15 protein-coding genes are annotated in these 18,041 nt (G+C 74.9%); 11 read left to right on the plus strand and 4 right to left on the minus strand.

What is annotated here, in order from left to right; all coding sequences use genetic code 11:
- The first annotated feature begins 51 nt into the window (after positions 1–51).
- Positions 52–786 (plus strand): aminoglycoside phosphotransferase family protein, encoded by a 735-nt coding sequence (locus AB0H83_RS26090; RefSeq protein ID WP_360098803.1) that lies wholly within the window; start codon positions 52–54, stop codon positions 784–786.
- A gap of 223 nt (positions 787–1,009) precedes the next feature.
- On the opposite strand, the gene AB0H83_RS26095 is transcribed toward AB0H83_RS26090, so the two are convergent.
- On the minus strand, positions 1,010–2,029 hold the full coding sequence (locus tag AB0H83_RS26095) for a M36 family metallopeptidase (RefSeq protein ID WP_360098805.1): 1,020 nt from the start codon (positions 2,027–2,029) through the stop codon (positions 1,010–1,012).
- A gap of 105 nt (positions 2,030–2,134) precedes the next feature.
- The gene (locus tag AB0H83_RS26100; RefSeq protein WP_360098807.1) at positions 2,135–3,307 is read right to left on the minus strand and encodes a GGDEF domain-containing protein; all 1,173 of its coding nucleotides are present in this window, start codon (positions 3,305–3,307) and stop codon (positions 2,135–2,137) included.
- 121 nt (positions 3,308–3,428) lie between these two features.
- Here AB0H83_RS26100 and AB0H83_RS26105 point away from each other — a divergent pair, with 121 nt between their 5' ends.
- The 9 genes from AB0H83_RS26105 to AB0H83_RS26145 all read left to right on the plus strand — a co-directional run bounded on the left by AB0H83_RS26105 (position 3,429) and on the right by AB0H83_RS26145 (position 11,774).
- Positions 3,429–4,799, plus strand: coding sequence for an extracellular solute-binding protein (locus AB0H83_RS26105; protein WP_360098809.1), 1,371 nt, complete (start codon positions 3,429–3,431; stop codon positions 4,797–4,799).
- A gap of 121 nt (positions 4,800–4,920) precedes the next feature.
- A complete protein-coding gene (locus tag AB0H83_RS26110) occupies positions 4,921–5,217 on the plus strand; it encodes a hypothetical protein (protein WP_360098811.1) in 297 nt (98 codons plus the stop codon).
- Positions 5,217–7,355, plus strand: coding sequence for a bifunctional polysaccharide deacetylase/glycosyltransferase family 2 protein (locus AB0H83_RS26115; protein ID WP_360098813.1), 2,139 nt, complete (start codon positions 5,217–5,219; stop codon positions 7,353–7,355). The genes AB0H83_RS26110 and AB0H83_RS26115 overlap by 1 nt, the downstream gene beginning before the upstream one ends.
- Positions 7,352–8,116 (plus strand): RNA polymerase sigma factor, encoded by a 765-nt coding sequence (locus AB0H83_RS26120; protein WP_360098815.1) that lies wholly within the window; start codon positions 7,352–7,354, stop codon positions 8,114–8,116. The genes AB0H83_RS26115 and AB0H83_RS26120 overlap by 4 nt, the downstream gene beginning before the upstream one ends.
- Positions 8,117–8,118: 2 nt before the next feature.
- Complete coding sequence (locus AB0H83_RS26125; protein WP_360098817.1) at positions 8,119–8,838, plus strand: hypothetical protein; 720 nt, start codon at positions 8,119–8,121, stop codon at positions 8,836–8,838.
- Between the two features lie 62 nt (positions 8,839–8,900).
- Positions 8,901–9,473, plus strand: coding sequence for a sugar O-acetyltransferase (locus AB0H83_RS26130; protein ID WP_360098819.1), 573 nt, complete (start codon positions 8,901–8,903; stop codon positions 9,471–9,473).
- 82 nt (positions 9,474–9,555) lie between these two features.
- A complete protein-coding gene (locus AB0H83_RS26135) occupies positions 9,556–10,152 on the plus strand; it encodes a TetR family transcriptional regulator (protein ID WP_360098821.1) in 597 nt (198 codons plus the stop codon).
- The gene (locus AB0H83_RS26140; RefSeq protein WP_360098823.1) at positions 10,149–11,402 is read left to right on the plus strand and encodes an MFS transporter; all 1,254 of its coding nucleotides are present in this window, start codon (positions 10,149–10,151) and stop codon (positions 11,400–11,402) included. The genes AB0H83_RS26135 and AB0H83_RS26140 overlap by 4 nt, the downstream gene beginning before the upstream one ends.
- 93 nt (positions 11,403–11,495) lie before the next feature.
- A complete protein-coding gene (locus AB0H83_RS26145; protein WP_360098825.1) occupies positions 11,496–11,774 on the plus strand; it encodes a GlsB/YeaQ/YmgE family stress response membrane protein in 279 nt (92 codons plus the stop codon).
- Positions 11,775–12,111: 337 nt separating this feature from the next.
- On the opposite strand, the gene AB0H83_RS26150 is transcribed toward AB0H83_RS26145, so the two are convergent.
- Complete coding sequence (locus tag AB0H83_RS26150; protein ID WP_360098827.1) at positions 12,112–14,511, minus strand: ABC transporter permease; 2,400 nt, start codon at positions 14,509–14,511, stop codon at positions 12,112–12,114.
- The gene (locus AB0H83_RS26155; RefSeq protein ID WP_360098829.1) at positions 14,508–15,221 is read right to left on the minus strand and encodes an ABC transporter ATP-binding protein; all 714 of its coding nucleotides are present in this window, start codon (positions 15,219–15,221) and stop codon (positions 14,508–14,510) included. Before AB0H83_RS26155 ends, AB0H83_RS26150 begins: the two co-directional genes overlap by 4 nt.
- A gap of 68 nt (positions 15,222–15,289) precedes the next feature.
- On the opposite strand from AB0H83_RS26155, the gene AB0H83_RS26160 reads away from it, so the two are divergent.
- Positions 15,290–17,989, plus strand: a complete 2,700-nt coding sequence (locus AB0H83_RS26160; RefSeq protein WP_360098831.1) for an AAA family ATPase — start codon at positions 15,290–15,292, stop codon at positions 17,987–17,989.
- The last annotated feature ends 52 nt before the right edge of the window (positions 17,990–18,041 follow it).

Genomic DNA, 18,041 nt, shown 5'->3' on the forward strand with positions numbered 1-18,041 from the left:
GGACAACATCGAGTCCTGCGAATCGAGAAGATCCGTGAGAGGTTGGTCCCCATGACGGATTCCGAGGTCGAGGAGGAGCTCGCCGGCGGTGGCGTGAACCGGGTCGTGCGGGTCGGCGCGACGGTCCGGCGCCCGGCGGGTGCCTGGAGCCCGCGCGTCCACCAGCTGTTCGAGCACCTGCAGACGCGCGGGTTCACCGGCGCGCCCCGCTCGTTCGGCACCGACGCGCTCGGCCGCGACGTCTTCGAGTTCCTGCCCGGCGAGGTCGGGCACGACCCGTGGACCCCGGCGGTGGCCGGCGACGCCGCGCTGGTCAGCGCCGGGCGGCTGCTGCGGGCGTACCACGACGCGACCGCCGACGTCGCCGCCGGCTGGCGCGGCGGCTGGCAGAAGCCCGCCGTGGAGCCGGTCGAGGTGATCTGCCACAACGACGTCGCGCCCTACAACTGCGTCTACGACGGCGAGCGGGTCGTCGCCCTGATCGACTTCGACGTGGCCGCGCCCGGCCCGCGAGCCTGGGATCTCGCGTACGCGATCTACCGGTTCGTGCCGCTCGGCTCGGCCGCCGGCCCGCGCGCCGGCGAGCGGCTCACGCTGTTCTTCGACGCGTACGGCGCCGACGAGGCGCTGCGCCGGGCGGCCCGGGCCGCGGTGGTGCCGCGCCTGCGCGACCTGACCGACCACATGCGGGCCGCGGCCGCCGCCGGCGACGAGGCGTTCGCCGCCCACATCGCCCGCGGCGACCTGGCGCACTACCTGAAGGACATGGCCCTGCTCGGCAGCTGACCGGCGCACCTCACGGCATCCGGGGCACGATCTGCTCGGCGAGGGCGGTGGCGAACTCGACCGGGTGGCGGTCGGGCATCGTCATGACCTCGGCGATGCCGAGCCGGCCGTGCGCCTCGACCTCGCGCAGCCACGCGTCGGGGTCCTTCAGCGGGGGCCGGGTGACGAGCCCATCATTGCCCCGGACCGCCGCAGCGACACGGCGATCCGGGGCCCGCGATCCCTACAGCAGCCCCCGCGCGGCGAACGCGTTGCGGGTGGTCTGGGCGGCCGAGGCGCCGTAGAGCCGTCGCGCCGCGTCCACGGTGGCCTGGGCCGCCGCCGCGAACGTGGTGTCGACCGTGAAGGCGAACTGCGCCTCCACGATCAGAGTGCTGGCCCGGGTGTCGCCGAGCGCCGCCCGGATGTCCCACAGGGCGCGGGACCAGATCTCGCCGTCGGCGTGGACCTCGCCGACGACGTCCTCCGGGTAGTGCTTGACGCCGTCGAGCCGGCGCAGGCAGTGCGGCACGGTGCTGGTGTAGGACACGGCGTCCCAGTCCGCGACGCACGCCTCGGGTGTGCGGGTCGGCACCCCCGTGGCCCAGCTGGTGACCACCACGGCGAGGTAGTCGCCGAACGCCTCACCGATCGCGCCCGACTGCAGGGTCGTGCCGAAGCCCGGCACCTGGCCGTCCTGCACCGAGTGGCCGTACTCGTGCACGATGACCTCGGCGTCCTCCGCGTCGTCGACCCCACCCTTGCCGAGGGTGATGTTGGCCTTGTCTTCGCGGAAGAACGAGTTGTCGCCGCCGTACTGGTCGATCCGGATCTCGATCCGGCGCTGGTTGACGGGCCGCAGCGTCGAGCCGAAGCCGAGGTGCTGCAGGTACGACTGCGCGGTCGTCACCCAGTAGTAGCCCATGACCTGCTCGAACTGGTCGGCGTCGCGATGCCAGGCGGGGAACGCGCCGTCGACCACGAGGGCCGCCTTGCCGGTGGAGCTCTTCACGACCGCGTACCGGCCGGACAGCCCGCCGGAGCCGTCCAGGTCGGTGAGCGTGACCTGGCGGTAGGCCGGGGCGAACGCCGGGCTGTCGGCGTCCTTGCCGTCGGCCAGCTCCTGCAGCCCGAGCGTCTGGACCGGGTTGGGGAAGAACACGGTCGCGGTCGCCGAGCCGGGCGGTGCGGCGTGCGCCGGACCGGTTGCCCCGACCGTCACCGCCGCCGTCGCCATCATCGTCAGTGCGAGCATTCGCCGCATTCGTCGCCCCTTCCCGCGGTTGCCCTCCCGTGCGGAAGGCACCATCGGATGCCTCCGGGTGGGAGGCAACTCCGTGCGGAAGAAGCGCGGTGGGCCGCCGGCCTGTTACCTGACGGCCTGGTGGACCAGCCGGACGTCGGGCTCGCGGTACACCGCGAAGCCGCCCTTGGTGCCCTGTTTCACCTGGTACATGGCCATGTCGGCGTCGCGCAGCAGCTGGGTGCCGTCGCGGCCGCCGCTGCTGATCGCGACGCCGACGCTGGCCCCGACGCGGACCTCGGTGCCGGCGATCTCGAACGGCTCGGCGACGGCGGCGACGATCCGCTCGGCGACCCGGACCGCGACGGCGGCGTCGCCACCGGCGATGACGACCGCGAACTCGTCGCCTCCGAGCCGCACGACCGTATCGTCGTCGCGGACGGCGGCCAGCAGGCGGCTGGAGACGCCGACCAGCAGGTCGTCGCCGGCGGCGTGGCCGAGCTGGTCGTTGACGGGTTTGAAGTTGTCCAGGTCGACCAGCAGCAGCGCCTGGTCGCGGTCCTCGCCGCCCTCCAGCAGCTGGGTGAGCATCCGCCGGTTCGGCAGGCCGGTCAGCGCGTCGTGGGACGCCTGGTGGCGGATCAGCGCCTCGTGCTCGGCGAGGGTGTCCAGCGCGATCTGCTGCTGGTGCAGCATCTCCTCGTTGGCCCGGTTGGTGGCGTGGTGCTCGCGTTCGAAGCGGTACAGCAGCCGGCCGATCGCGACCACGGCGATGGTCATGGCGACGCCGAGCGCGAGGTCGGCGATGTTGTTGGCCAGTTCGGCAGCGTCGGCCGCGCGGTCCTCGAGGCTGCGCAGCCGGGCGTTGAGCCGGCCGAACTGCGGCTCGGTCTGCTGCTGCTCCAGCACCCGGGCCTCGCTGACCTTGCCGACGCCGAGCAGGCCGAGCTCGACGTCCAGCACGGCGTGGTACGCCTCAACGCTGCTGGTCAAGCTCGCCAGGGTGTCCGCGCCGAGGTCGCCCCGCAGCGAGACGAGCAGGTCGCGCTCGCGGCGGCGGGTCTCGCCGAGCTCACGGGCCACCTTCACCGGCGAGTTGCGGTCGGCGAGGGTCTTCCACTGCAGCGAGCTCTCCTCGTGCAGCAGCATGTTGAGCTCGCTCAGGCGGGACCGGGTCGCCTCGTGGACCTGGCTCTTGCCGTGCAGGTGCACGTTGGCGAAGGTCACGCCGCCGAGCAGCACGACAGCGAGCGCCAGCACCCGCGGCCAGCGCCACTTGAGCTTCCCCACCTTCCGCATGGCCAGGAGATCGGCACGCGCGGGCGGAGTTTCGGAGTTTTGTGCCGGAGATTTGCTCTCAGCAGCGGCGGGGCCGGGTCGATTGACTGGTGGGACGAGACGAGCATCACAGGGGGTATCCGTGGCGAGCAGCCTCAGCCGTCGCCAGCTGATCATGACCGCGGCCGCCGCGGCGGCGTCGCTCCTGCCGGCCGCCGGTTGCGCCAAGAAGGACGTCGGGTCCGCGAGTGGCCTGGGGTACGCCGCCGACCGGCCGCCCGTCACGATCGACTTCTGGTACATGCCGTACGGCGGGCCGGTGCAGGACCAGGCGGTCGTCACCGAGACCGAGGAGTTCCACAAGGCGCACCCGAACATCACGGTCAACCCGGTGCGGGTGCCGTGGGACGAGGCGCTGACCCGGCTCAGCACCGCCTCGACCAGCGGCGAGGGGCCGGACGTGACAGTCCTGGGCACCACGTGGGTGGCCGGGTTCAGCTCGATCGGCGCGCTACGGCCGTACAGCATCGAGGAGATCGCGGCGGTCGGCGGCGAGGACGTGTTCGCCAAGGCCAGCTGGAGCTCCAGCCACCTGATCACCTCCGAGGAGATCACCGCGCTGCCGTGGCTGATCGACATCCGGGCCCTGTTCTACCGCACCGACGTACTGCGCAGGATCGGGCTGGACCCGAAGGACGCGTTCGCGACCTGGGACTCGTTCGAGACGACGCTGCAGAAGATCAAGGCGTCGGACGCCGGGGTCGCGCCGCTGGCCATCGGCCTGCAGAACAACTTCGGCATCATCCACAACGTGGCCCCCTTCATCTGGGCCTCCGGCGGCGACCTGATCAAGGACGACGGCACGAAGTCGATGCTCGCCGAGCCGGCCGCGATCGACGGGGTCAGCTACTACCAGCGGCTCATCGGCCTGTACGACGATCCGAAGGCGATGGCGCTGTCCTCCAGCGACGTGCCGCGGGCATTCGCGGAGGGCACCGGCGCGATCACGATCGACAACTCGCAGTCGGTGGCGGAGTTCGCGTCCGACACCAGCCGGGCCGGGCTCAGGGCCGGCTGGTCGACGGCGCCGATGCCGGCCGGCAAGGCGGGCAGGTTCGGCTTCCTCGGCGGCTCCAACCTGGGCGTCCTCAAGGAGGCCAGGCACCCCGACGCGGCGTTCGAGTTCGTCCGGTACCTGACGGGCAAGGCGAGCCAGCAGCGGTACAGCGTCAACTCCGGGCTCTGGCCGGCCCGCACCGAGGCGATCGAGGGCACGAAGCTGGCGACCCAGCCGGAGTACGCCGCGTTCCGGGAGATGATCCCGCACGGCAAGATGTACCCCTCCGTCTCCGCCTGGATCATCGTCGAGTCGATCATCGCCAAGGACCTCCGGGAGCTGTGGAGCGCGCCCGGCGCCCTGACCCGCGAGCAGGTCCAGGCGATCATGACGAAGACGACCAACGACATCGACGAGGCCCTGCGGGATCCGTCGAACACCGGCATCACCCCGTAACGGTTCGGGGGGCTGTGCCGCTTCTTCCTCCGTGAACGTGGTCGACCCGGTCTTCGTGGACCGCAGCGGCCGGCGACGGAGGCTGTTCACCGGCCTCGGTGCCGGCCTGGGCGGATTGCTCGTGCTGGGTCTGCTTCTGCTGGTCGCCGGGCTGCTCGGCAGCTCGCCGGTGCCGCTGCCCGGTCTGCCGCAGGGCGGCCAGGGCGCCCAGCACCGCGACGACGCGGAGTCCGGCATCGCCCCGGCCCCGAGCCGCACCGGCGCCGACCCCCGCCCGTCGCCGACCGGGGCTCCGCCGGCGGTGCCGGCCGGCGCCACGACCGGTGGTCCGGCCGCCGGGTCGTCGGCGGCGAGCTCGCCGCACGACAACCGCAGGACGTCGCACCCGGGCAACGCCAAGCCCAGCCGGACGAAGTAGTGGCCCGGCACGCCTCCCGCCGGGCACCCCGCGCGCACTGGCTCCTGCTGCTGCTCGCCATGGGGGTGCTGCTCGCCGAGCTGTGCCTGGACGGCTGGGTGGACGGGGTCTCCGGCGAGCAGGGCCCGGCGCCCGCGGCCGCCGCCCCGCAGGCCGCCGCGCCGGCCCTTCCTGACGGCACCGGACCGGTGTTGCAGGTCGCCGCCGACGGCTCGGTGCGCTCGGCCGCGATGCCGGCCGGGGCGGTCGCGCTCACCTTCGACGACGGCCCCGACCCGAAGTGGACGCCGCTGATCCTCGACGCGCTGCGCCGCCACCACGCCCGCGCGACGTTCTTCGTCGTGGGCGCGCGGGTCAACCAGCACCCGGACCTGGTGCGCCGCATCGTCGCCGAGGGCCACGAGCTGGGCGTACACACCTTCACCCACGCCGACCTGGCGGCCGTCCCGGCGTGGCGGCAGCGGCTCGAGCTCGACCTGACCCGCAACGCGATCGCCGCGGCGACCGGGCGCACGGTGCGGCTGCTACGGCCGCCGTACTCCTCGACGCCGTCGGCGCCGCCCGGCCCGGCCGTGCTGCGCGCCGCGACCGGCTACCTGACCGTCCTGACCGACCGCGACACCGAGGACTGGCGCCGGCCGGGCGTGGACGCGATCGTCGCGGCGGCGCTGCCCGCACCCGCCGGGCCCGGCGCGGTGGTGATGCTGCACGACGGCGGCGGCGACCGCGCGCAGACCGTCGCGGCGGTCGAGCGCATCGTGTCCCAGGGGGCCGGCCTCCGGTTCGTCACCGTCTCCGAGGGCATCGGCCTGCCGCCCGAGGTGGCCGCCGGCACCGGGACCGTCGTGCGCGGCCACGCCCTGCGGTGGGCACAGGTGGCCGCCGACTGGATCAGCGCGGCGATGTGGTGGCTGATCGTCGCCGGCACGGTCCTGGCCCTGCTCAGGCTCGTCGTCCAGGTGGTCACGGCGCGCCGGCACGCGCGCCGGGCCGCGGTGGCCGCCCGCCGGCCGCTGCGGTCCTTCGGCCTGGTGTCGGTCGTCGTCCCGGCCTACAACGAGTCGGCGAACATCGCCGCCACGGTCCGCTCGCTGATCGGCAACGACTACCCCCAAATCGAGGTCATCGTCGTCGACGACGGCTCCACCGACGGCACCGCCGAGGTGGTGCGCCGCCTCGGCCTGCCCGGCGTCCGCCTGATCCGCCAGGCCAACGCGGGCAAACCGGCCGCGCTGAACACCGGCATCGCCGCCGCCCGCGGCCAGCTGCTGGTGCTGGTCGACGGCGACACCGTGTTCGAGCCCGACGCCGTCGGCCGGCTCGTCCAGCCGTTCGCCGACCCGTCCGTCGGCGCGGTCAGCGGCAACACCAAGGTCGCCAACCGCGGCGGGCTGCTCGGGCGCTGGCAGCACCTGGAGTACGTCGTCGGCTTCAACCTCGACCGGCGCATGTTCGAGCTCGGCGAGTGCATGCCCACCATCCCCGGCGCGATCGGCGCCTTCCGGCGGGCCGCGCTGCTGGACGTCGACGGCGTGCCGTCCGACACCCTCGCCGAGGACACCGATCTCACGATGGCGGTGCTGCGCGCCGGATGGCGGGCCGTCTACGCCGAGCGCGCGGTCGCCTGGACGGAGGCCCCGGCGTCGCTGCGGCAGCTGTGGCGGCAGCGGTACCGGTGGTGCTACGGCACCATGCAGGCTGCCTGGAAGCACCGCCGGGCGCTGCGCGAGCGGGGGCACCTCGGCCGGCGCGGGCTGGTCTACCTGGCGGTCTTCCAGATGCTGCTGCCGCTGACCGCGCCGCTGGTCGACGTCTACGCCGTCTATTCGTTGTTCTTCCTGCCGGTGGGGCAGGTGGCGGCGGTCTGGTGCGGCTTCACCCTCCTGCAGGTGCTGGTGGCCGCCTACGCGCTGCGCCTCGACCGGGAACGGTTCGGTCCGCTGTGGACCGTGCCGCTGCAGCAGGTGGTGTACCGGCAGCTGCTGTACCTGGTCGTGGTGCAGTCCACGGTCGCCGCGCTGCTCGGCAGCCGGCAACGCTGGCAGGTCATGGCCCGCACCGGCCTGGCCGCCACGGCCGTCGCTCCGGGCGGGAGCGCGGACCGGGCATCGGTGCACAACCGGCCGGGTCGGCCGTGACGACCTTGGCCGACACGCATCCGGCGCCGTTCTCCCGCGGCGACCCTTCCTCCGGCGCATCGAGGGACTCCTCCTCCAGCGCACCGAGGGACTCCTCCTCCTCCGGCGACGTCTCCGGCGAGTTCGATGCCGGGGTGCCCGATGAGACCGCCACCGGCGCCGCGCACGACGCCCACGGGCTCGACGGCCGGCTCGACGCGGCGCTGGCCGGCGCGACCACCGGCGACCCCGCGGCCTTCGCCGAGCTGTGGCGGGCACTGCACCCGCTGGTGCTGCGCTACCTGCGGGTCGTCTGCGGCGACGCGGCCGAGGACGTGGCGTCGGAGACGTGGTTGCAGGTGTCGCGGGACCTGGCCCGGTTCAGCGGCGGCACGACCGCGTTCCGGGTATGGCTCTTCCGGATCGCCCGCAACCGCGGTATCGACGAGAACCGGCGGGCGTGGCGCCGCCGCGAGAAGCCCCACGAGACGGTGCACGAGCTCGGCGAGGCCGCCGGCGAGACCGTCCCGGACGCGGCCCTCGACGCCGGCGACCGGGCCGGCACCGAGTGGGCACTGCGGATGATCGGCACCCTGCCGACCGAGCAGGCCGAGGCGGTCATGCTGCGCGTCGTGGCCGGTCTCGACGTCGCCGGCACCGCCCGGGTCCTGCGCAAACGCCCTGGCGCGGTCCGTATCGCAACGATGCGCGGACTGCGCCGGCTGGCCGAACACCCCGAAGTCCAGGCACACCGCGGCACTGACCCGCGGGAAGGCAGTTGATCATGCACGACTCCCTCGCTCCTGACGTCACTGAGCAATTGCTCGACCTGCGCGAGCCCGGCGGCGAGCAGTACGCCGCCGTCACCGCGCTCCTGGTCGCCGCCGCCGGCCCGGCCCGGCCCGCCGAACTGACCGGCGAGGACTCCGCGCTCCGGGCGTTCCGGCTGGCCTACCGCGCCCGCCGCAAGCGACGCTCTGGCCTGATCGCCGGGGCGGCCCTGGTCGTCGTGTCGGTGGGCGGCACGGCGTACGCGGCCGGCGGCGACCACCTGCCGGACCCCGTGCAGCGCACCGTGGAGGCACTGTTCGGCACCAGGAACACGCCGCCGTCCGCAGCGCCCGGGCCGACCGGCGCGCCGACCGTGACACCCGCGCCCCCGTCCCCCGCCGCGGCCCCGGCCGGCAATATCGAGCACCTGTGCCGCACCTGGGAGGCCGCCCGCACCGATCCGCACGCCCCGCGGGTCACCGGCGAGGAGCGCGCGGAGCTGGCCCGGGCCGCGAAGAACCCGGCCGGCATCGACGACTACTGCCACGCCGTGCTGGCCGATGCCACCCCGTCACCGGCCGGATCCGCGCCGCCGACGGCGACCCACGGGTCCAAGGCCCCGACGAAGGCCCCGACGAAGGCCCCCAGCAAGCAGGACACCGCGAAGCCCGGCAACGGCCAGCAGGGCGCCGGCCCGAGCCATACCCGCCCCGCCAAACCGGCGCGCTCCTGACCAACCAGCACCACCGCAGGCGCTAGCGTACAGATGTACACATGCAGTGTACGGTTGTACACATGACGGGGAAGACCATGCGTGAGCGCATGCTCGCGGGAGAGCTGTACCTCGCCGACGACCCGCAGCTGGCCGCGGACGACGCCCGGGCGCAGGGGCTCACCCACCGGATCAACACGACCGACCCGACCGATCACGAGACGCTGCGGGCCCTGCTGACCGAGCTGCTCGGCGGCTTCGGCGAGGGCGCCTACATCCGTCCCCCGCTGCGGTGCGACTACGGCTACCAGACCACGTTCGGCGCCCGCTCCTTCGCCAACTGGGGGCTGGTCTGCAACGACGTGGCGACGATCAGCATCGGCGAGGACGTGCAGATCGGGCCGGGCGTGCACCTGCTGACCTCGACCCACCCGCTGGAGCCGGGCCCGCGCCGGGACAAGTGGGAGGCGGCGAAGCCGATCGTCGTCGGCGACAACGTCTGGCTCGGCGGCGGGGTCATCGTCTGCCCCGGGGTCACGATCGGCGCCGACACGGTCGTCGGGGCGGGCTCGGTCGTGGTCCGTGACCTGCCCGCGGGCGTGCTCGCGGTCGGCTCGCCGGCCCGGGTCGTCCGGCGGCTCGACGAGCAGGCATGAACGCTCCGCAGCACGGCGGAGGCGACGGCGGTCCGCAGCACGGCAAAGGTGACGGCGGTCCGCAGGGCGGCGGAGGGACGACGTGAGCCGGGTGGGCACCCGCCGGCACGACCCGAACCGCAAGGACCGCATCATCGACGCCGCGATCGGGGTCATCGCCGAGCACGGCGTCGCCGGCACGACCCACCGGCTCATCGCGGCAGCGGCGGACGTGCCGCTGGGGTCGCTGACGTACCACTTCAGCAGCCTCGACGACCTGCGCGCCCAGGCCTTCCAGCGGCACGCCGAGCGGATGTCGGCCGTCTACGAGTCGCACTTCCTGCGCGTCGACTCCGCTGCGGCCCTGGTGGAGGCGGTCACCGACCTCATCCACGGCGACGCCGGCGCGGACACCGCCGACTGGGCCATCGCCTACGAGCTGTACCTGGCCGCCCTGCGCGACCCGGCGCTGCGCACGGTCACCGAGACCTGGATGCGCGCCAGCCGCGCCGTGCTCGAGCGCTTCGTCGACCCGGTCACCGCGCGGGGCGTCGACGCCCTGATCGAGGGCCTGGTCATGCACAAGACCCTGTCGACCGCCCCGGTGCCCCGCGAGCAGATCCGGGTGATCGTCGCCCGGTGCCTCGCCGGCGCGACCCACCCGGACCTCCCCGCACAGCCCTCCGGAGAAGCACCATGACCCTGACCACCGGGACGGCATCCGCCACCGACCGGCCGCTGCGGGCCGCCACCCGCGCCGTCTACGCCGCCTTCATCTGGTGCGGCGTCGCGATGGCCAGCTGGGCCACCCGCATCCCGCAGATCCGCGACGAGCTGCGCCTCGACCCTTCCCAGCTCGGCCTGGTCCTCGTCGCGATCGCCGCCGGCTCGATCATCTCGCTGGTGCTCTCCGGCCAGATCGTCGCCCGGTTCGGCTCCCGCGCCACGGTCGCCGCGATGGCGGTCCTGCTCACCGTCAGCCTGATCGTGGTCGCCGGCGGCTACCACCTCGGCGTGCCGCTGGTGGTGCTCGGCCTGTTCGGGTTCGGCTTCGCCAACGGTGCGTGGGACGTCGCGATGAACGTCCAGGGCGCCCTGGTCGAGCGCCGCCTCGGCCGGGCGATCATGCCCCGCTTCCATGCCGGGTACAGCGTCGGCACCGTGGCCGGGGCGCTGCTCGGCACGGCGATGGTCGCCCTGAAGGTGCCCGTGACCGTCCACCTGAGCGTGGTCGCGGTGGTGGTCGGCGCCAGCACGTTCGTCATGGTGCGCGCCTTCCTGCCCGACACGGCCGACGCCTCCGACGCCTCCGACGCCTCCGACGCCTCCGACGCCTCCGCCGAGGATCCGTCGACCGGCGGTGCGCGGAGGTTCCTGGAGTTCTGGACCGAGCCCCGCACGCTGCTGATCGGCGTGTTCGTGCTGGCGTTCGCGTTCACCGAGGGCGCCGGCATCGACTGGATCGCCGTGGCGGTGATCGACGGGTACCACACCTCCGCCGCCGTCGGCACGCTCGCCTTCACGGTGTTCCTGACCGCGATGACCGTCGGGCGCTGGTTCGGCCCGGGGCTGCTCGACCGGTTCGGCCGCGTCCCGGTGGTGCGCGGCCTCGCCGTGATCGCGCTCGCCGGCCTGCTGCTGTTCATCTTCGGCCCGAACACCCCGACGGCCTTCGCCGGCGCCCTGCTGTGGGGCACCGGCGCCTCGCTGGGCTTCCCGGTCGGCATGAGCGCCGCCTCCGACGACCCGGCCAAGGCGGCGGGCCGGGTCAGCGTGGTCGCCTCGATCGGCTACTGCGCTTTCCTGGGCGGGCCGCCGCTGGTCGGCCTCCTCGGCGACCACGTGTCGGTGCTGAAGGCACTCATCGCCATCGCGGTCCTGCTGACAGTCGCGTTCCTGCTGGCCGGCGCGATCCGGCCGCTCACCGCGCCGGAGTCCGCGAAGGACTGACGGCCGGGGGCGTGTTTGGCGGCGGATCCGATCGGGCACTCCTTGAAGCAGCGGCACATCGACGCCGTTACCTGAAACACCGAGGAGGAAGCAGTGACCGTCACCGGAATCATCACCGCGCTGATCGTCGGTCTGATCGTGGGCGCGCTCGGCAGGCTGGTGGTCCCCGGCCGCCAGAACATCCCCGTCTGGCTCACGATGGTCATCGGCGTGGTTGCCGCCCTGATCGGCACGTTCATCGCCAACGCCGTGGGCATCGCGACCAACACCCCCGGCGTGGACTGGGGCGAGCTGGTCGTCCAGGTCATCGTGGCCGCCATCGGCGTGGCGCTGGTCGCCGGCTTCGCCGGCCGTGGCCGCCGGGCCCTCTGACCCGCACCCGAAGCTCCTCGAAGCCCCCGGCCATCCGGCCGGGGGCTTCGGTTATCCACAGGCGCCTCGTCGTACACATGTGCTATCCACAGCCTGTGGATAGCACATGTGTACGACGGTGTGCCGGTGATGTCCTCAGCTGAACGCTCGATGAACGTGAAGCAACATCGCGTCCTGGCGGCGCCGATCGTCCACGTTGGACGTCAGCCAGTTGGCACTGGCGGAAGCGCGGAGGGCGGCCTATTCTGGGATGCAGTAGACCGGCGCCTTCCCCCGTGGGTGCCGGTCTCACTATTTTCCGGACCCGGTGCTCGCCGCCGGCCGCCGAGCACCGCGCTCAGCGCCGGGCGCCGACCAGGGCCGTGGCGACCGCCACCAGCGCCGTGCCGCCGACCAGGGCACCGAGCGTGCCCCACGGCACGCTCACCGTCACCGGCCCGGCGATCCTGAGCAGCGTCGCCCACAGCCCGCCGACCGCCACCACGGTGACGGCCGCCGCGAGCACCACCCCCAGCGCCACGGTGACCAGCACCTCCACCGCCGTCCAGGCGAGGATCTGGCCCCGGCTCGCGCCGAGCAGGCCGAGGCTGCGGCGCTCCCCGGCCCGGTCCGGCGCCGCCATCAGCAGCGTGTTGACCAGCGCCAGCGTGGTGTAGGCCAGCACGATGCCGAGCACCACCAGCAGGCCGAGGCGGCTCGCCGAGCCCTGCCCGGCGCCCTGCGCCGCCGGCGAGGCACCACTGCCCTGCGTCGCCGGCGAAGCACCACTGCCCTGCGTCGCCGGCGCCGCACCGGGGTCCTGTGCCGCCAGCCACGCACCGCGGGGGACCGCCCGGGCCCGGTGCCCCTCGACGGCCCCGTGCAGCGCCGCGGCGACCGCCGCCCGGTCGGCGCCGGGACGCAGCCGCACGTAGGCGACCTGCGGCAGCTCGCCGAACGCCTTGGACGCCGCCACGTACGCGTCCGCCGGGTCGCCGACCGGCAGCACCTCGATCACCCGCAGCTGCGCCCGGCTGCCGTCGGCGAGCCACACCCGGGCCGTGTCGCCGACCCGCAGGCCCCAGTCGGCGGCGACCTTGATCCCGTCCTCGGGCATCCCGTCCACCGCCTCGGCCGGACGCTGGATCAGCGCGGTGTCGCCTTCCAGGGTGTAGACGCTGGTCGCGGTGCTGACGACGACCTCGGCGCCGGGCACGCCGCGCAGCCCGGCGACGAGCTGGCGGTCCAGGCCGGCGGTGCCGTCCGGCAGGACCAGGAAGTCGGCGTGCACCGGCCTGGCCCGCAGGACGTGCTTCGCTGCGTCGGTCAGGTCCGACGCGATCAGCAGCGACGCCGCCAGCCCGACGGTGACCAGCACCGGCGCGGCCACCGCCGCGGTACGCCGCGCGGAGGCGGTCACGTTGCGCAGGGCGAGCAGCAGCCCGGTGCCGGGCGGTGCGGCGCCGCCGGCACGCCGGGCGACCAGCCCGACGAGGGCGGGTGCGAGCAGGCCGGCCGCGGCGACCAGGAGCATGACGACCGGCATGTAGCTCTTGCGGTTGGTTGCCGAGCCGGGGTCGCCGATCGCGGTGACGGCCATCGTGACCAGGGCCGTCGCGAGCGTGAGCCCGCCGGCGGCCCACCGGGCGGGCGGCATGGTCCGCGACTCGACGGCGCTCTCCCGCAGCGCCTCGCCGGGGCGGACCCGGCCGGCCCGCCACGCGGCGGTGACCGCGCCGAGCAGCGCCACGGCGACGCCCGTGCCGAATGCGGTCCAGGCCGGCCACTGCGCCGCGCTGACCGCGTGGACCCAGTCCGGCGCCATGCCGCGCCCGCGCAGCAGGTCCAGCACCGCCGGCGCCAGCGACGGGCCGGTCAACGCCCCCACCGTGGCGGCGACGAGCGAGACGAGCAGGGCCTCGCAGTACACCAGCCGCCGGATCTGGCCGGGCAGCGCCCCGGCGGCCCGCAGCAGCGCGAACTCCTGCCGCCGCTGCCCGACGGCGAACGCGAACGTCGAGGCGACGACGAAGATCGCGACGAACGCGGCGAAGCCGAGGGCGATGCCGACGATCGTGTTGGCGTTGTTGCGGGCCCTGCCGTCGGCGGTCCGGCCCGGGTCGAGGCGGGCCCGGTCGGCGCCGGTCAGGACCCTGGCCCGGTCGCCGACCACCGCGCGGACCTCGCCGGCGCCGCCGGCCGGCAGCAGCGCGTCGACCTGCGGCCGGAGCTTCGCCGCGGTGGCGTCGGCGAAGAAGAGCCCGTCCGGCACGACGCCGGTCACGGTGTACGTGCGCACCCCGTCTCCGGTCACCACCCGCACCCGCGCGCCGAGCGGGTGCCCGGCGGCGGCGAGCTCGTCGTCGGCCGCGGGAGCCCTGCCGGCCAGCAGCGCCGGCGCGACCGCCCACGGCCTGCCGACCCCGTCACCGCGCCCGCCGTCGGCCAGGTACGCCGGGATGATCCGGTCGACCTTGCCCCCGGGCAGGGCCGCCACCACGTCCGCGGGCAGGCCGGGCGACACCGCCAGCGGCGCGCTGTCCCCGCCGTGGCGGGTCGGCACGGTCAGCGTGTCGTGCGGCGCGACCACGACCGGGTGGGCCGCGTACCGCTGCGGGGCCCGGTCCGGCGCGGTCGCGGTGGTGGCGAGGACCTGGCCCATCGCCGCGATGAGCGCGCTGCCCAGGGCGAGCGCGACGAACGTGCCGGCGAACGACAGCCACCGCAGCCGCAGCGTCGCCACCGCGATCCCGATCATGCCGCCCTCCCGAGGTCGGTCATGCACCTGGCCACGGCACCGGCGGTGGGGGTGTCGAGGCTGCCGGTGATCCGGCCGTCGGTCAGGAACAGCACCCGGTCCGCGGCCGCGGCGGCGACCGGGTCGTGGGTGACCATGACGATCGTCTGGCGGTGCGTTTCGACGAGGGTGCGCAGCAGCCGCAGCACGTCGCGGCCGGTGGCGCTGTCCAGGGCGCCGGTCGGCTCGTCGGCGAAGAGCACCGCCGGGCCGGTCACCAGGGCGCGGGCGATCGCGACCCGCTGCTGCTGCCCGCCGGACAGCTCGTGCGGCCGGTGCCCGGCCCGGTCGGTGAGGCCGACCGCGGCGAGGGCCCGTTCGACGGTGCCGCGGCCCGGGCGGCGGCCGGCGAGGCGCAGCGGCAGGCCGACGTTCTGCCGGGCGGTGAGGGCGGGCAGCAGGTTGAACGCCTGGAACACGAAGCCGATCCGGTCGCGGCGCAGCAGGGTGAGCCGGCGCTCGCTGAGTCGGGTGAGGTCCTGCCCGGCGAGCGTGACCCGGCCGGCGGTGGGCCGGTCCAGCCCGGCGGCGCACTGCAGCAGCGTCGACTTGCCAGACCCGGAGGGGCCCATGACGGCGGTGAACGTGGCCGGCGGGAACGCGACCGTGACCGCGTCCAGCGCGGTGACACCGTTCGGGAACCGCCTGGTGACGGCATCGAGCTCAACCATGCCCCGCACGGTATGGACGGCGGCCGGGGGCGCGGTACCGGACAGGTGACCAGTACCCTCGAATGATCATGCTGTGGGGCCGGGACACCGATCGGGCCGCGGCGGCCGCGGTCCTCGAACGGGCCCGCGCCGGGCGCAGCGCCGCGCTGGTCGTGCGCGGCGACCCGGGCATCGGCAAGAGCGCGCTGCTGGACGACGTGGCCGCCGCCGCGACCGGTATGACGGTGCTGCGCTGCGCCGGGGTGGAGACCGAGGCCGAGGTGCCGTTCGCGTCGCTGCACCAGCTGCTGGCCCCGGCGCTGGCCCGGGTCGCGCAACTGCCGGACGTGCAGGCCGCGGCCCTGCGTGGCGCGCTCGGGCTGGGCCCGGCCGCCGGCGGCGACCAGTTGCTCGTCGGGGTGGCGGTGCTGACGCTGCTGGCCGAGCTGGCCGAGGACGGCCCGGTGCTGTGCGTCGTCGACGACGCGCACTGGCTGGACCGTTCATCGGCGCAGGCGCTGCGGTTCGTCGCCCGCCGCCTGCACGCGGAGCCGGTCGCGATGCTGTTCGGGGCGCGCGACGAGTTCGCCCCGGAGGGCCTGCCGGAGCACCGGCTCACGGGGCTGGACCCGGACACCGCCGACGCCCTGCTGCGGCAGGTGCGACCCGACCTGCCGCAGCGGATCCGGGTGCGGCTGGTGCGCGACAGCGCCGGCAACCCGCTCGCGCTGCGCGAGCTGCCCCGCGGGGCGCCGCCGTTCGTGCCGGCCGCGCTGCCGCGCCGGATCCAGGACGCGTTCGCGGCGAGGATCGACCGGCTGCCCCCGGACGGGCGGGCGATGCTACTGATCGCCGCCGCGGCGTCGTCCACCGCCGCGCCTTCCCCTACCGAGGAAGGCCTCGGCCTCGTGCTGCGCGCCGCCGAGCTGCTCGGGGTCGCCCCCGACGGGCTCGGTGCGGCCGAGGAGGCCGGCCTGGTGACGGTCGCCGCGGGGCGGGTCGTCTTCACCCATCCCCTGCTGCGGTCGGCGGCGTACCAGCAGACCACGTTCGACCGGCGGCTGGCCGTACACCGGACCCTGGCGCGACTGCTGCCCGCCGACGATGACCGCCGGGCCTGGCACCTGGCCGCCGCGGCCACCGGTCCGGACGAGGAGGCGGCGCTCGCCCTGGAGCACGCCGCCGAGCGGGCCCGCGGCCGCAAGGGCTACCCGGCCACGGCCGCGGCGCTGCAGCGCTCCGCCCAGCTCACCGCCGACCCGGTGCGGCGGACCCGGCGGCTGGTCGCGGCCGCGGTCGCCGCGAACGACGCCGGCCAGCCGGACCTGACCCGGAAGTTCCTGGCCGCCTGCGACCCGATCGACGGCGACCCGGTGCTGACGGCCCGGGTGTGCGAGCTGCGCGCCCGGCTCGCGTTCGACGAGGGGTCGGCGGCGGCCGCGCACGACCTGCTCGTCGCCGGGGCGCTCGCGCTCGCGCCGGTCGACCGCAGGGCCGCCGGGCTGCTGCTGGTCGACGCCGCGCGCAACGCGTGGCAGCTCAGCGACCCGCCGCGGGTGCAGGAGGCGGCGGCGCGGCTGGGCGAGCTCGGGCTGTCCCCGTCCGACGGGCTCGACCCGGCCGTGGCGGCGGTCACGGCGGCGGCCCGGCTGCTCGTCGATGGTCCGGAGGCAGGTGTACCGGCAATGCGCGCGCTGACCCGCACCCGCACCGGCCCGCCGAACCTGCGGCTGAACGCGGCGTTCGTGGCCGGGCTCGTCGGGGACTTCGAGGCCGGACGGGCGATCGCGCAGGGCGTCGCCGACGAGGCGCGCGCGGAGGGCTCGATCGGCTGGCTGCCGCTGGCGCACGTGACCCTGGCCGCGTCACAGCTCTACCTGGGCCGCTTCGCCGACGCGGTGGCCACCGCCACCGAAGGGCTCCAGCTGGCCGCGGACACGGGCCAGCCGAACCGGGCCGGCTACCTGGAGGGCATCCTCGCCTGGATCCTCGCGGCGCGGGGCGACGCCGCCGGGTGCGCGCAGCTGGCCGGGCACTGCCACGACCGGTACACCCGCAACCACATCGCCAACGGCCTGGCCTGGTCACAGTGGGCGCTGGCCCTGCTCGACCTGGGGCTGGGCCGGCCGGCGGAGGCATCGGACCGGCTGGACGCGGCGCTCGCCGGCCCGGTCCGCCACCAGATCCAGGCCGTGTACTTCGCCCCCGACCAGGTGGAGGCGGCGACCCGGATCGGCGCCTACGAGCGGGCCGAGGCGGCCTGTGCCCGCTTCGCCGCCTGGGCCGGCGCGGCCCGCCTCGACTGGGCCGGCGCGGTCGCGCACCGCTGCCACGCCCTGCTGGAGCCGTCCTGGCCGCTCGCGCAGCGGCACTTCGAGGCGGCGGTCGCCGCGCACGCCGCGGGCGGCAGCCCGTGGGAGGCGGCCCGCACCCACCTGGCGTTCGGCGAGCGGCTGCGCCGGGAACGCCGCAAGGGCGAGGCCCGCACCCAGCTGCGCGCCGCCGCGGAGCTCTTCGACCGGCTCGGCGCCCGCCCCTGGCTCGACCGGGCCCACGCCGAGCTGCGCGCCGCCGGCGGGTTCGTCGAGGCGTCGGCGAGCGCGGTGCCGGCCCTGTCACCGCAGGAGCTGCAGATCGTGCGGCTGGTCGCGGCGGGCCTGACCAACCGCGAGATCGGCGCCCGGCTGTTTCTCAGCCCGAAGACGGTGAGCTACCACCTGTACCGGGCGTTCCCGAAGCTCAACGTCACCAGCCGCACCCAGCTGGCTCGCCTTGACCTGACCGGCTGACACGGAGGGCCGGACCCTGGCGGGAGTCCGGCCCTGCGCGGTGGCGGTGCGC

This window comes from Dactylosporangium sp. NPDC050688 (genome assembly GCF_040654515.1).
Taxonomy (GTDB): domain Bacteria; phylum Actinomycetota; class Actinomycetes; order Mycobacteriales; family Micromonosporaceae; genus Dactylosporangium.

Coding starts and splice junctions, on each gene's coding strand:
- AB0H83_RS26160 (WP_360098831.1), top strand. CDS start 15,290: ATGCTGTGGGGCCGGGACACCGATCGGGCCGCGGCGGCCGCGGTCCTC.
- AB0H83_RS26100 (WP_360098807.1), bottom strand. CDS start 3,307: ATGCGGAAGGTGGGGAAGCTCAAGTGGCGCTGGCCGCGGGTGCTGGCG.
- AB0H83_RS26130 (WP_360098819.1), top strand. CDS start 8,901: ATGACGGGGAAGACCATGCGTGAGCGCATGCTCGCGGGAGAGCTGTAC.
- AB0H83_RS26095 (WP_360098805.1), bottom strand. CDS start 2,029: ATGCGGCGAATGCTCGCACTGACGATGATGGCGACGGCGGCGGTGACG.
- AB0H83_RS26090 (WP_360098803.1), top strand. CDS start 52: ATGACGGATTCCGAGGTCGAGGAGGAGCTCGCCGGCGGTGGCGTGAAC.
- AB0H83_RS26150 (WP_360098827.1), bottom strand. CDS start 14,511: ATGATCGGGATCGCGGTGGCGACGCTGCGGCTGCGGTGGCTGTCGTTC.
- AB0H83_RS26125 (WP_360098817.1), top strand. CDS start 8,119: ATGCACGACTCCCTCGCTCCTGACGTCACTGAGCAATTGCTCGACCTG.
- AB0H83_RS26155 (WP_360098829.1), bottom strand. CDS start 15,221: ATGGTTGAGCTCGATGCCGTCACCAGGCGGTTCCCGAACGGTGTCACC.
- AB0H83_RS26140 (WP_360098823.1), top strand. CDS start 10,149: ATGACCCTGACCACCGGGACGGCATCCGCCACCGACCGGCCGCTGCGG.